This is a genomic window from Thermodesulfobacteriota bacterium (genome assembly GCA_040758155.1).
Lineage (GTDB): Bacteria > Desulfobacterota > Deferrimicrobia > Deferrimicrobiales > Deferrimicrobiaceae > UBA2219.
This window is the reverse complement of sequence record JBFLWB010000175.1, coordinates 1-12,979: the sequence shown is the minus strand read 5'-3', so window position 1 is coordinate 12,979 and position 12,979 is coordinate 1. Positions and strand designations below refer to the sequence as shown.

Here is a 12,979-nt window from a genome sequence, read left to right as displayed (position 1 = left end):
ATCCGGTTCACGTAGGCCTCGAGCTTCTCTCCCTTCACGAACCCGTTGTCGGGCACGGCGAGGTCCACGACGTCCGCCCGCTCGAGAGACATGGCCAGCTTCTGGATCTCGTAGGCCGGTGTCCCGTAGGCATAGAGGACACCGACCAGGGCGCCCACGCTCGTGCCGACGATCAGGTGGATCGGGATGCCGGTCGCCTCGATGACCTTGAGCACGCCGACGTGCGCGAACCCGCGGGCGGTCCCCGCCCCCAGGGCGAGCCCGACCCTCGGCTCCGGCGGGAGGACGGATTGCGTCCGGATCGGCCCGATCACGGGAACAGCGTGGGGCGGCCTTCCGCGGACTGGAAGCCGCCATCGACGAGTTTCGACAGCACCTTCTTCGCCGCCGCGACCGCGGGCACTACGGCATCCCCCGCGGCGATCCGCGCGGCGATGGCGGAGGCGAGCGCGCATCCGGTGCCGTGGGGATCGCCCCGGCGCGTTCCCACCGGCGGGAGCAGCGTGACCTCCCCGCCCGAGACGACGATGTCGATTCCCTGCCGCCCCTTCCACGGGAAGTGGCCGCCCTTGAGGACCACGGCGGCTCCGGTGGCGTCGGCCAGCGCCTTCGCCGCTTCGACCGCCTCCGGGAAGGAGGAGATCTTCCGGTCGGCCAGCTTTTCCGCTTCCATGAGGTTGGGGGTCAGCACGGCGGCGGCGCGCAGCAGGTTCCGGTACGCCGGAAGGGCGGATTTCACGAGGAGGGGATATCCGGAAGAGGAGCGCAGCACGGGATCGACGACCAGGGGGATTTCCCGGCGGGCGGCGGCGAAGGAGAAGATCGCCTCCGCGGCCGCGCGCGTCCCCACCATGCCGACCTTCACCGCGCCGAGCGGGAACGACTTCGCCGCGGCCTCCAGCGAATCGTCGAGGATATCCCGCGGGATCGGCGCGAACCGGGCGAATGTCTTCGTCGTCTGCACCGTGAAGCAGGAAGCCATCGCGCACGCGTGCGCCCCCGCGGCGCACGCCGCGCGGGCGTCCATCAGGATCCCGGCGCCTCCTGTCGGATCGAGCCCCCCGAATGCGAGGATCACCGGGACCCCGGTCCGTTTCTTCATGCCTGCCTCCCTTTCGCCTTGCGCGTTTTCGGGGCGAGAGACAGCTCGCCGATCTTCTTCCGCAGCGTGTTCCGGTTGATCCCTAAGATCCCGGCCGCCCGGAGCTGGTTACCCCCCGCGGCCTCGAGGACGACCTTCAGGAGCGGGCGCTCGACCTGCCGCAGGAACAGCGCGTGCAGCCCCGTCTCGGAATCGATGGCGGGCCCCAGGCGCCCCACGAACTCGCGGACCCGGTCCTCGATGAGCTGCTCCATCGGGGCGGAGGACGGGTCCGGGGAGCCGTCCTCCTTCGCCATCTCGCGCGTCACCTCGTCGCGGCGCAGCAGCTTGCCGGAGGAGAGGACCGCGAGCCGCTGGACGAAGTTCTCGAGCTCCCGGACGTTCCCCTTCCACGGGCGCGCCGAGAGCGCCTCGAGCGCTTCCTTCGAGAATGAGCGCGTCGGGCGGGACAGCAGGGCGCAGTACTTCCGCAGGAAGTAGTCCGCCAGCAGCGGGATGTCCTCCTTCCGCTCGGCGAGGGTGGGGACGCGGATCGTAAAGACGTTGAGCCGGTCGAGGAGATCCATCCGGAACTTCCCGTCGGCCGCCATCCGGCGCAGCTCCCGGTTCGTCGCGGCGAGGATACGGCCGCGGAACCCCTGAGGCGCGTTCGATCCGACGGGGGTGAATTCCCGCTCCTGCAGGACGCGCAGCAGCTTCGCCTGCAGGTCGAGCGGCATGTCGCCGACCTCGTCCAGGAAGAGGGTGCCCTCCCCCGCGGCGGCGAGCTTCCCCTCCCTCCGCATGTCCGCCCCGGTGAACGCCCCCTTTTCGTGCCCGAACAGCTCCGCCTCCTGCAGCTCGCGGGGGATCGCCGTCGTGTTCACGGCCACGAAGGGGCCGTTGCGCTCCCCGAGGTCGTGGATGCAGCGGGCGATCAGCTCCTTGCCGACTCCCCGCTCTCCGAGGATCAGGACCGTGGCGTTCGAGTCTGCGATCTTCCCGATGTCCTTGAACACGTCGATGATCGCGCGGCTCTTCCCCACGAGCCGGTAGGAGGCGCGGTCCTCCCGCTCCTCCATGCGGAACGGCCGCTCGCCGGAAGCGGCTTCCCGGGCCAGGTCCCGCAGGAGGTCCTCGATGTGCGACAGCTCGAACGGCTTGGTGATGAATTCCGCGGCGCCCGCGCGCGTCGACCGGGCGGCGAGGTCGGGGCGGTGCACCGCGGTGACGATGAAGAAGCGGGTCGGCGACTTGCGCGCCTGGACGCGCTCCAGGACCTCGATCCCCTCCACGCCGGGCATCCGGACGTCGATGAAGGCGGCGGCGTAGCTGTTCCTCCCGAGGAGGGCGAGCGCCTTCTCCCCGTCCTCGGCGAGGTCCGCCGCGAATCCCATCCCCGTGACGGTCTTCTTCAGGACCCAGCGGATGCTTTCGTCGTCGTCGGCGATCAGGACCCTTTTCACCGCGCTTCCTTTTTGCCCGGGTCGACCGGCAGGGATATTCTAACCGTGGTTCCCTCGCCGGGAGCCGACATTATTTCGAGCTTCCCGCCGTGCCGCGTCACCGCCTGCCGCGCCATCGCCAGCCCCAGCCCCGTCCCGTGCGGCTTCGTGGTGTAGAAGGGGAGGGCCGCCTTCTGGAGCTCCTCGCCGGTCATTCCCGCGCCGCTGTCGGAGATGTCGATCTCGAGGAAGGAGCGCTTCCGCCCCCGCCCCATGGCGAACCGGTAATTGACGTTGAGCCGCGCCTCGACGCGCACCGTCCCTTCTTTCCCGATCGCCTCCACGGCGTTCTTCAGGACGTTGAGCAGAGCCCGGTAGACGGTGTCGGGGTGCCCGGAGACCGGGGGGAGGCTCGGGTCCGTCCGCAGCTCGAACTGCACGGCCTTCCCCTGGGCCCGCGCCTCCGACAGGAGGAGCTCCTGCGCGTCGTTCAGCAGGGGGGCGAGGTCGAACGGACGGGGGGGAGGCGGCTTCCTTCCCATCTCAAGCATCTTCTCCACGAGCTCGTTGATCCTGCGCGCCTCCCTCAACACCAGGCGGACGCCTTCGAGGCGCTCCTCTTCCGCCCCTTCGCCGCGGAGGATCCACTGGGCGGCCCCGAGGATCCCGCCCAGCGGGTTCTTGATCTCGTGCGCGATGCCGTACGCCAGCGTCTGCATCCCCTCGGCGCTCATCGCCGCGTGGGCTTCCCGGTCCACCAGGGAGAGGATCTCGGACGACTTGACGGAAAGGATCGCGCCCTGCGGCTCTCCCCCCGCGCCGGTCAGGGGGGAGGCTCCCAGCATCGCCGGAAGGACCGATGCGCGCCCTCCTCTCGACGCGCTCCCGCCCGTCCGGATCGCGACGTCGAACGCCGTGACCGGGGCATGCTCCTCGAAGGTCTTCCTGAGGATCCGCACCGCCTCCGGGCTTCCCCGGAAGACGGTCCGGTAATGCCTGCCCCGCAGCGACTGGAAGGAGCCCTGCAGTAGCTCCTCGGCGGCCGGGTTGAGGTACGCCAGCTTCCCGGCGGCGTCGAACACGACGATCCCGAGGTTGATCGATTCGAGCGTCCTGCGGTGGAGATCGTTCAAAAGACGCGCTCCACGGCCGCCCGGAAGGAGTCCGGGTCGGCGATCCGCGACAGCTCCGCGCGGAACGCGGCGGCCCCGGGGATCCCCCGGCTGTACCAGGCGAGGTGCTTGCGCATCTCCACGATCCCGCGCGTCCCCGACCGGTCGTACATCTCCCGGCCGTGGCGCAGGATAAGGGCGCGCCGCTCATCGGGCGAGGGGGAGGCGGCTCCCGGGGGGGGCGGCGCCCCGATCGTTTCTTTCAGTGCGGCGAAAATCCAGGGATTTCCCATGGCGGCCCGGCCGACCATCACGCTGTCGCACCCCGTCTCCGCCATCATCCGCGCCGCGTCCCCGGGCAGGCGCACGTCCCCGTTCCCGATGACGACCCGGTCCGGGAACGCTTTCTTCAGGGCGGCGATGTGTCCCCAGTCCGCCGTACCGGAGAACATCTGCCCCCGGTGGCGGGGGTGCAGCGTGACGGCGGCGACGCCGGCCTCGAAGAGCTCCCGGGACACATCGAGGTACGAAACATCCCCCGCGCCGAATCCCGACCGGATCTTCGCCGTCACCGGTAGCCCGGAGCCCCGGATCGCCGCCCGGGCGATTTCGCCCGCGAGGCGGGGATTCGCAAGGATCGCGGAGCCGGACCCGCCGCCGGTCACCTTCCGGACGGGGCAGCCCATGTTGATGTCCATGAAATCGAATCCCCGGCGCGCCACCTCGGCGGCCGCCTCCCCGATCTCTCCGGGATCGTGGCCGAAGAGCTGGGCGCCAACGGGCCGCTCCGCCTCGTCGAACTCGAGGTAGCTTCCCGACCGGCGGGGGTCGCACAGCAGCCCCTTCGCCGACACCATCTCGGTCACGACGATGTCCGCCCCGTTTTCCCGGCACAGCCTGCGGAAGATCGCGTCCGACACCCCCGCGAGGGGGGCGAGGATCAGTTTCCCCCGGAAATCCATGGCCTTACTATACCATGCGGCGGGTTTCCCTTGACCCGGAGGGCGATGCGTGGTATTTATTTGCCGTTTCGCGGAAGTCCGCACATTCCGAGGTTGTCCCGCCAAGCGACATCCCGTAATAAAGGAACGGAGGGGTTATGACTGACACGGTTTTCTCACGGTGCGCCGCATTCCTGCGGAAAATGCTCCCCGGCGTAACGGCGTTTGTTTTGCTCATGCTGGCGAACAGTGCCGGCGCGAGCGAGGCGGAGCTCGTGGTCCCCGACCTGGCCCAGGGGTCCTTCCTCGGGATGACGGGGTCCGCGATCCTGACGTGGGGGCTCGTGATCTGCCTCCTCGGGATCGCCTTCAGCCTCGTCCAGTTCTCCCAGATCCGGAACCTCCCCGTCCACAAGTCGATGCTCGACATCTCCGAGCTGATCTACGAGACCTGCAAGACCTACCTGATCCAGCAGGGGAAGTTCCTCGCCATCCTGTGGGCCTTCATCGCTGTGATCATGGTCTGGTACTTCAGCCGCACGATGGAAGCCTACAAGGTCGTCATTATCGTCCTCTTCAGCATCGTCGGCATCCTCGGCAGCTACTCCGTTGCCTGGTTCGGGATCCGGATGAACACCTACGCCAACTCGCGGACGGCCTTCGCCGGGCTCATGGGCAAGCCGTACCCGACCATGGCGATTCCCCTGAAAGCCGGCATGAGCATCGGGATGCTCCTGATCGCCGTGGAACTGGTCCTGATGCTCATCATCCTCGTCTTCATCCCCGGCGAGCTGGCCGGCCCCTGCTTCATCGGCTTCGCGATCGGCGAGTCGCTGGGCGCGGCGGCGCTCCGGATCGCGGGCGGCATCTTCACGAAGATCGCCGACATCGGCTCCGACCTGATGAAGATCGTCTTCAAGATCAAGGAAGACGACGCGCGCAACCCCGGCGTCATCGCCGACTGCACGGGCGACAACGCGGGAGACTCGGTCGGCCCGACGGCGGACGGCTTCGAGACGTACGGCGTCACCGGCGTGGCGCTCATCACGTTCATCCTCCTGGCTGTGGGGCAGCAGCTCGAGCCCGCCATCAAAACATCGTTCCAGGTCCAGCTCCTGGTGTGGATCTTCGTCATGCGCATCGGGATGATCGTCACCAGCGGCTTTTCCTACTGGCTCAACGGCGTCTACAACAAGGGGAAGTACGGCGAATCGGCCAGGTTCAACTTCGAGCACCCGCTCACTTCCCTCGTGTGGCTGACCTCCATCGTCTCCATCCTGATGACGTACCTCCTGTCGTACCTGCTGATCCCGGCGCTGGGCGACGGGTCGCTCTGGTGGAAGCTCTCCACGATCATCACCTGCGGCACGCTGGCCGGCGCGATCATTCCCGAGCTGGTCAAGATCTTCACCTCCGTGAACTCGCTCCATGTGAAGGAAGTGGTCACCGCCTCCCGCGAGGGGGGGCCGTCCCTGAACATCCTCTCCGGTCTCGTGGCGGGCAACTTCAGCGCGTACTGGATGGGGATGGCGATCATCATCCTGATGGCGGGCGGATACATCGTCTCCACGATGGGGCTGGGCGACATCATGGCGGCGCCGGCGATCTTCGCCTTCGGGCTGATCGCCTTCGGCTTCCTCGGGATGGGACCGGTCACGATCGCCGTCGACTCCTACGGCCCGGTGACCGACAACGCCCAGTCCGTGTACGAGCTCTCCACCATCGAGACGCTCCCCGACATCAAGCAGGACATCAAGAAGGAGTTCGGGTTCGAGGCGGACTTCGAAAACGCCAAGGTGTACCTCGAAGAGAACGACGGGGCGGGGAACACCTTCAAGGCGACCGCCAAGCCGGTGCTCATCGGCACGGCGGTGGTCGGCGCCACGACCCTCATCTTCTCGATCATCCAGCTCCTCGCCGCGCAGTACGGCACGACGGGGCCGGGCGGGATCGACCAGGGGCTCTCCATCATGAACCCGCTCTTCCTCCTGGGGCTGATCACCGGCGGCGCGGTGATCTACTGGTTCACGGGCGCGTCCACCCAGGCGGTGTCCACCGGCGCCTACCGGGCGGTGGAGTTCATCAAGCAGAACATCAAGCTCGAAGGCGGGGGAGAGAAAGCGTCGGTCGCCGACAGCAAGAAGGTCGTCGAGATCTGCACCAAGTACGCGCAGAAGGGGATGTTCAACATCTTCCTCGGCGTCTTCTTCAGCACCCTGGCGTTCGCCTGCCTGAACCACTACTATTTCATCGGGTACCTGATCTCGATCGCGATCTTCGGCCTCTACCAGGCGATCTTCATGGCGAACGCCGGCGGCGCCTGGGACAACGCGAAGAAGATCGTCGAGACCGAATTGAACATGAAGGGGACCGCGCTCCACGACGCCACCGTGGTCGGCGACACCGTGGGCGATCCGTTCAAGGACACCTCGTCGGTCGCCATGAACCCTATCATCAAGTTCACGACGCTGTTCGGCCTGCTGGCGGTCGAATTGGCGATCACGCTGAATCCGGCCTTGAGCCACTTCCTGGCGGCGGTCTTCTTCCTCGCCTCCACGGTCTTCGTCTACCGGTCGTTCTACGGGATGCGGATCAAGAGCGAGTAATAACACCCTGGCGGGGGACACACTTCCCCTTCATCCCGCGTTTGAAGCGAAGTATGTCCCCCTCTGATCCCCACTGGGGCCCCCGAAAGGGGGCCCTTTTGCCGGTAATCGATGCCAACTTCTTTATGGGCTATGGGGGGGTGTAAAACCTGTGGTCTCAAAGACTACAAGCCCAAGGAAAAAGGTGTTTTCGAGGCCCTTGTAGTTTCAATGGAGTGATCCCCGCCTGGTGGACCGTCCAGGACCAGCGCTGGTGGCTGATATCGCCTGCAATTGCCTGCAAAGGGAGTTTGCGTTTGTCTCGGTGGTGCTGGATGCCAGGTCGTGCAAGGGCAATCCCTGCGACTACGTCTATGCGGAGAGTTTCTTCAAGACGCTGAAGCAGGAAGAGATTAACGCCGTCGAGTACAAGACGATGGGGGACGCATCGGAGCGGCTGCCGCACTTCCTGGAGGAGGTGTACAGCCGCCGTCGGCTGTATTCTGCGATCAGGTATGTTCCGCCCGAGGAGCACGAACGAAAATACGCTCGGATGGGGAGCCAATCTCCCGTGGTGGGACTGTTCTCCTTGGGCTTGTAGTCTTTGAGGCCACAGGTTTTACACCCCCCCATAGCCCATAAAGTAGTTGGCATCGATTACCGGCAAAGGGGATGTGTGTCCCCCGCCGGCTACGGCACGATTGTGATGTTTGCCGGGTCCCGCACGACCATTTCCAGCAGGTTCTTACGGAGCGTCACCTCGCCGCGCGCCCGGACCTTCTTTCCTTTGAAAGCGGCCTCCGGGTCCTGCGGGAAAAGGGGAAGGTCCTTCGCCGGGATGACGACCGTCAGGTACCGCTTCCAGTTCGTATGGAAGTTGAGGTAAAGGACGCTCCCGGTCCGGTGCGTCCGGACGATCGTCCCTTCGACGACGATCCGCTCGTCGATGTGCCGGCGCGCGTCCTCCCACGAAACGGCGGAGGCGGGAACGGCCTCGGACTCCTGCGGGAGGCGCTCCGTGCGGCCGGAAAGCGCGTCCGACGCCGGATCGACGGGTCGGTATCCCCGCTCGCGGGCTTTCCGGGCGAACTCCGCGTCCGACAGCTCCGCCCGGGCCTTGAGGACCCACTCGATCTCCTTCGCCAGCTCCCCGCGCGGCGTTTCGTCGAGGGCCCAGCCGCGGTGAACGACGGCGTAGGAGCTTCCCCCCGCGGGATACACCTCCGCGCGGGGCGCGCTCCCCGAGAGCAGCCAGCGCAGCTTCGCCGTCCCCGCGTCCTTCCATATCCCTTCCCCGTCCCGGCGCGCCCGGGATTCCGCCGCCGTGAACTCGTCCCGGCGGGAGAACGGGAACCTGGTATATGCGCGGGCCATTCCTGCGCGCAGCATCTCGAGGTTCAGGAGGCGGCCGTCCGGCGGGGGGAGGAACACGTACCGGAGGCGCCGGTCGTACCGGTCGCTCTCCTCCGCCCCTTTTTCCATCCGGACGGTCTTTCCGAGGCAGAGGGAGGAAAGGTAAGCTGCCGACTCGTCGCCGAAGTACTCCTTCCCGACGAACGGGTGGGCTCGCTCGGGAGCGTCGATGCCGATGAGGCGGACGGTAGCCGGAGAGCCTCCGGAGACGACGCGGAGCGTGTCGCCGTCTATCACTTCTTCGACGACGGCGGTTTCCGCCGCCGCGCGCGCGCCGGGGACGAAAAGCGCGGGCAGAAAAAAGAGCGCGGCGAGGAGCGGGAGCCTACTTGAGCGCTTCCGGGTTGATCTCAACCTTCAGTTCCTTCCGCCGGTCCGCGAGGAACTGGTCCCTCAACGTGGTTTCCCCCTGCCGACGCATCCCCTGGAGGAACTCGTCCTTCCTTTCGGCCCATTCCGCAGCCCCGGCGATGCGCTCCTCAAGGAACGCCACGCCGAGCGACCGCCCCTCCGGACCCGGGTAGATTTTCGAGGACACCGGCGCTTTATTGGAGAGGATGGAAAGGTCTTTCCGGACGTCCCCCTCCTGAGCCATCCCGCCGGGGATCGTGTCGGCGAGCGGCGCGAACCAGCCGGTCGGGGCGACCGGAATCCCGGCCTTCTTCGCGTTCGCTTCGAACTCCGCAGCGGTCTTGGAGGCGGAAAGCGCCTGCAGGAGCGCGGCGCGCGCCGCCGCGACCCGTTTCTCCCGGGCGGCCGCGGCCGCGACCCGGGCGCGGACTTCCTGGAGCGGCGGTATGCGGGAATCCTCCTTGGCCGCCACCTGGTAGAGGAAATGCGTATCGCCGATGGTCTTGACCGGGGCTACCTCCCCGGCGGCGAGCAGGAGGGCGTCCTGCGCGACGGCGGAGGGGATTCCGGCTGCCCCTTCCGCGCCGATCCAGCCGGTTTCCACCGCTTTCACGCCGTAAGCGGAAGCCGTCTTGACGACGTCCCCGGCTGCCGCCGCTTTCGGGTGCGCTTCGTATGCCTTGACGGTGGCGAGGTCTTTTCCCTTCTCCCGGGAGATCTCCTCGACGACGCGCCCGCGCACCTCGGACAGCGGCAGCGTTTCGGGGAAGCGGATCCGGTTGACCCGCGCGATGACGAAGGCCGTCCCGACATCCACCGGGCCGATCACCGTGTCGACCGGCGCGCCGAAAACGGCTTCCGAGAGCCCGGGCCCCGCGTCCTTCCGCGTGACCCACGTCTCCGCGCCGAACCGCCTCTTGTCCTTCATCGCCTCGGCCAGGGATCCGGCGGCCTTCCCGGCGACCTCTTCCTTGTTCTTCCCGACATACGGAAAGACGATCTTCGAGACCAGCCGGCTCTCCTCGGTCCGGAACCGGTCCGCGTTATCCTCGTAGTACGCCTTCACCTCCTCCTCGGTCGGACGGACGTCGCCGGCGAACCGGTCGGGGGTGAACGCCGCGACGGCCAGCTTCACCCGCGCGGGGATCCGGAAGCTTTCCCTGGACTGCTCGTACTTCGCGGCGATCTCGCCGTCCGACGGGGGAGCGACGTTCTTCAGCTTTTCCGGGTCCGCCGTCGCGACCAGGACCCGGATCTCCCGCGTGGTGAGCAGGAACAGCTCCTTCGCCTCCGTCTCGGGTATGAGGACGCCCGCGGCGAGAAGACCTTCCAGCTTTCTCAAGGTGATCGCGGAGCGGGTCGACGCCTCGTACGCGCCGGGAGTGAGGCGGCTGGCCGCGAGCACCTGGCGGTACCGGTCCTCCCGGAACTGCCCGTTCGCCTGGAACGCGGGCGTGGCGGCGATCTCCCGCTGCACCTCGTCGTCCGTGGCGGAGATCCCCAATGCGGCCGCTTCCGCCATCATGATCCTGCGGCGGACCAGCAGGTCGATCGCCTGCTGCCTCACGTCCCGCGCCATCTCCGGCGTGAAGGCGGAGCCGAGCGCATCCCGGTAGGCCTTCTCGAGGGTGGAGGCCGTTTCCGCCATCTCGGCGAAGGTCACCCGCTCTTCGCCTACGGTGGCGGCGACGTCCCGGTTCTCCGCGTCGTACGACCCGACGCCCCACCAGATGAAGGTCAGCGCTATGAAGCCGAGGATGAGCTTTATTGCCCAGGAGCGGGCGTTCCGGCGAAGCACGTCGAGCATGGCGTGAGGGTTCTCCTGTCGGTGTCGAAGGTATTTCCGTATTCTCCCCCTGCGCATTGCATTGGGTCAAGTGGACTGCTACGATAACGGGAACCAAACGGAGGAACGAGGAATGATCTTCAATCGGCTGCTCGGTCTGTTCTCCCACGACCTCGCCATCGATCTGGGCACCGCCACGACGCTGGTATACGTGAAAGGGGAAGGGATCATCTGCTCCGAGCCCTCCGCGGTGGCCGTCCACCGGGACAGCCGCGGGACGAAGAAAGTCCTCGCCGTCGGGATCGAGGCGAAGCGGATGATCGGCAGGACTCCGGGGAACATCGTCGCCATCCGCCCCATCAAGGACGGCGTCATCGCCGACTTCGAGGTCACGGAGGCGATGCTGCGGTACTTCATCCGCAAGGCGCACAAGGCGCGCACGCTGGTCCGCCCGCGGATCATCATCTGCGTTCCCTACGGGTGCACCGAGGTGGAGCGCCGGGCCGTGCGGGAATCCGCCCAGAGCGCCGGAGCCCGGGAAGTGTACCTCATCGAGGAGCCGCTCGCGGCCGCCATCGGCGCGGGGCTTCCCATCACGGAGCCGTCCGGCAACATGATCGTCGACATCGGCGGGGGCACGACCGAGGTCGCCGTGATTTCCCTCGGCGGGATCGTCAAGAGCATGTCGGTGCGGGTGGCGGGCGACAAGATGGACGAGGCGATCCTCCAGTATGTGAAGCGGAAATACAACCTCCTGATCGGGGAGCCCACCGCGGAATTCATCAAGGTGGCCATCGGCAACGCGTTTCCGGGGTTCCAGGAATCCACGGAGGTAAAGGGGCTCGACATGGTCTCCGGCGTCCCGAAGGCGCTGACCCTTCATTCGGACGAGATCCGGGAAGCGCTCTCCGAGCCGGTGCGCATCATCGTGGACGCCGTCAAGGCCGTTTTCGAGGAAACCCCGCCGGAGCTCGCGGGGGACATCTACGACCGGGGGATCGTGCTCGCCGGCGGCGGCGCCCTGTTGCGGAACCTGGACGACCTGCTGCGGGAGGAGACGGGGCTTCCCGTCTCGGTCGCGGAGGACCCGCTCTCCTGCGTCGTGCTCGGGTCCGGCAAGGCGTTGGACGAACTCGACCTCCTTCGTCAGGTGGCCCTGCACTAGGAACGGGAACGCGGCGGGCGGTCGGCCGCCACGGTGTCTATGGGATCATTCTTCCGGAAATGGTGGCGCCTCCTGGTCACCCTGGCGCTTCTCGCCTCGGCGATCCAGCTGTTCGTGCGCCCGTCGGCGGCGCTCGAGAAGGCGGAGAGCGCCCGCACCGTCGGGACCGCCCTTTTCCGCCCCCTCTTCCTCGGCGTGGATTACCTGCGGCAGGGCATCTTCGGCGTCTGGGACCATTACGTCGCCCTCGTGGGGATTTCCAGGGAGAACGACCGGCTGCGGAAGGAAGTGGCCGAGCTCCAGGAGAAGCTCCACGCGACGAGGGACGCGCAGCTCGAAAACCGGCGCCTCAAGGAACTGCTGCATTATTCCGGCTCGCTGGAGCAGCGGACCGTCGGCGCCCGCGTGGTGGGCCACGACGTCACTCCCTGGTTCCAGGCGATCTTTCTCGGCTCCGGTTCGGAGGCGGGGATCGAGCGGGGGATGTCGGTCGTCACCCCCCGGGGGGCCGTGGGGAGGATCCACATGTCGCGTCCCGGGATGTCGGAGGTGCTCCTGGTCACCGACGGCAGGTTCGCCGCCGACGTGATGGTGGAGAGGAACCGGGTGCGCGCGGTGGCCGAGGGGATCGGCGGGAACTTCTGCAACCTCAAGTACGTGTCTCCGGTCCACGACGTGGCGGTGGGCGACCGCATCGTCTTCTCCGGATTCGACGGGGCCATGCCCAAGGGCATGCTCCTCGGGACGGTGGCCAGCGTGGACCGTCCGAAGGAGAGCCTGTTCCAGAAGGTGAAGGTCCAATGCGCCGTGAACTTCCAGGACGTGGAGGAGGTGCTCGTGATCCTCTCGCGCCCGACGATACCTTTCCGGCAGGGGAAACCGTGATTTGAGGTACTTCCTCGCGCTCCTTTCGCTTTCCTACCTCGGCGCGGCCGTCTGCGTCTGGTGGCTCTCGGGGTTCGTCCCCTGGTTTCTCCTCCCCGATTTTCCGTTCCTGTCGATCGTCTTCGCGGGGCTGTTCGTGCCGGGGGTGACGGGGTTCCTCTGCGCCCTTCCCCCGGCGCTGATCCGGGAGATCACGACCTCCGCTCCCTCCTGGT

General features: G+C 67.0%; 12 protein-coding genes. 5 read left to right on the top strand and 7 right to left on the bottom strand.

The window, feature by feature from the left end:
* The 5 genes from AB1346_12150 to dusB all read right to left on the bottom strand — a co-directional run.
* A partial coding sequence (locus AB1346_12150) for a patatin-like phospholipase family protein (protein ID MEW6721194.1) occupies positions 1 to 314 on the bottom strand: 314 nt, incomplete at its 3' end.
* Positions 311 to 1,102: a PfkB family carbohydrate kinase gene (locus tag AB1346_12145; protein ID MEW6721193.1), complete on the bottom strand. Its 792-nt coding sequence runs from the start codon at positions 1,100 to 1,102 to the stop codon at positions 311 to 313. The genes AB1346_12150 and AB1346_12145, both read right to left, overlap by 4 nt.
* Positions 1,099 to 2,547: a sigma-54 dependent transcriptional regulator gene (locus tag AB1346_12140; GenBank protein ID MEW6721192.1), complete on the bottom strand. Its 1,449-nt coding sequence runs from the start codon at positions 2,545 to 2,547 to the stop codon at positions 1,099 to 1,101. The genes AB1346_12145 and AB1346_12140 overlap by 4 nt, the downstream gene beginning before the upstream one ends.
* Positions 2,544 to 3,659, bottom strand: coding sequence for an ATP-binding protein (locus AB1346_12135; GenBank protein MEW6721191.1), 1,116 nt, complete (start codon positions 3,657 to 3,659; stop codon positions 2,544 to 2,546). Before AB1346_12135 ends, AB1346_12140 begins: the two co-directional genes overlap by 4 nt.
* The gene (gene dusB / locus AB1346_12130) at positions 3,656 to 4,600 is read right to left on the bottom strand and encodes a tRNA dihydrouridine synthase DusB (GenBank protein ID MEW6721190.1); all 945 of its coding nucleotides are present in this window, start codon (positions 4,598 to 4,600) and stop codon (positions 3,656 to 3,658) included. The genes AB1346_12135 and dusB overlap by 4 nt, the downstream gene beginning before the upstream one ends.
* Before the next feature lie 182 nt (positions 4,601 to 4,782).
* On the opposite strand from dusB, the gene AB1346_12125 reads away from it, so the two are divergent.
* Together AB1346_12125 and AB1346_12120 are read left to right on the top strand one after the other, a co-directional pair.
* Positions 4,783 to 7,185: a sodium-translocating pyrophosphatase gene (locus tag AB1346_12125; GenBank protein ID MEW6721189.1), complete on the top strand. Its 2,403-nt coding sequence runs from the start codon at positions 4,783 to 4,785 to the stop codon at positions 7,183 to 7,185.
* 253 nt (positions 7,186 to 7,438) lie between these two features.
* Entirely contained in the window at positions 7,439 to 7,765 is a 327-nt protein-coding gene (locus AB1346_12120) for an integrase core domain-containing protein (protein ID MEW6721188.1), read from the top strand.
* Positions 7,766 to 7,854: 89 nt separating this feature from the next.
* Here the strand turns inward: AB1346_12120 and AB1346_12115 are convergent, their stop codons facing one another.
* Both AB1346_12115 and AB1346_12110 read right to left on the bottom strand, forming a co-directional pair.
* Positions 7,855 to 8,931, bottom strand: a complete 1,077-nt coding sequence (locus AB1346_12115; GenBank protein ID MEW6721187.1) for a thermonuclease family protein — start codon at positions 8,929 to 8,931, stop codon at positions 7,855 to 7,857.
* Positions 8,903 to 10,735: a SurA N-terminal domain-containing protein gene (locus AB1346_12110; protein MEW6721186.1), complete on the bottom strand. Its 1,833-nt coding sequence runs from the start codon at positions 10,733 to 10,735 to the stop codon at positions 8,903 to 8,905. Before AB1346_12110 ends, AB1346_12115 begins: the two co-directional genes overlap by 29 nt.
* Before the next feature lie 112 nt (positions 10,736 to 10,847).
* On the opposite strand from AB1346_12110, the gene AB1346_12105 reads away from it, so the two are divergent.
* The 3 genes from AB1346_12105 to AB1346_12095 all read left to right on the top strand — a co-directional run.
* The gene (locus AB1346_12105) at positions 10,848 to 11,879 is read left to right on the top strand and encodes a rod shape-determining protein (GenBank protein MEW6721185.1); all 1,032 of its coding nucleotides are present in this window, start codon (positions 10,848 to 10,850) and stop codon (positions 11,877 to 11,879) included.
* 39 nt (positions 11,880 to 11,918) lie between these two features.
* Positions 11,919 to 12,764 carry a rod shape-determining protein MreC gene (gene mreC, locus AB1346_12100; protein ID MEW6721184.1) on the top strand — a complete coding sequence of 282 codons (846 nt, stop codon included), beginning with the start codon at positions 11,919 to 11,921 and terminating at the stop codon, positions 12,762 to 12,764.
* A gap of 1 nt (position 12,765) precedes the next feature.
* Positions 12,766 to 12,979 (top strand): hypothetical protein (locus tag AB1346_12095; GenBank protein ID MEW6721183.1); only part of this gene is annotated, 214 nt, incomplete at its 3' end.

Coding starts and splice junctions, on each gene's coding strand:
- AB1346_12145 (MEW6721193.1), bottom strand. CDS start 1,102: ATGAAGAAACGGACCGGGGTCCCGGTGATCCTCGCATTCGGGGGGCTC.
- dusB (MEW6721190.1), bottom strand. CDS start 4,600: ATGGATTTCCGGGGGAAACTGATCCTCGCCCCCCTCGCGGGGGTGTCG.
- AB1346_12125 (MEW6721189.1), top strand. CDS start 4,783: ATGCTCCCCGGCGTAACGGCGTTTGTTTTGCTCATGCTGGCGAACAGT.
- AB1346_12110 (MEW6721186.1), bottom strand. CDS start 10,735: ATGCTCGACGTGCTTCGCCGGAACGCCCGCTCCTGGGCAATAAAGCTC.
- AB1346_12105 (MEW6721185.1), top strand. CDS start 10,848: ATGATCTTCAATCGGCTGCTCGGTCTGTTCTCCCACGACCTCGCCATC.
- mreC (MEW6721184.1), top strand. CDS start 11,919: ATGGGATCATTCTTCCGGAAATGGTGGCGCCTCCTGGTCACCCTGGCG.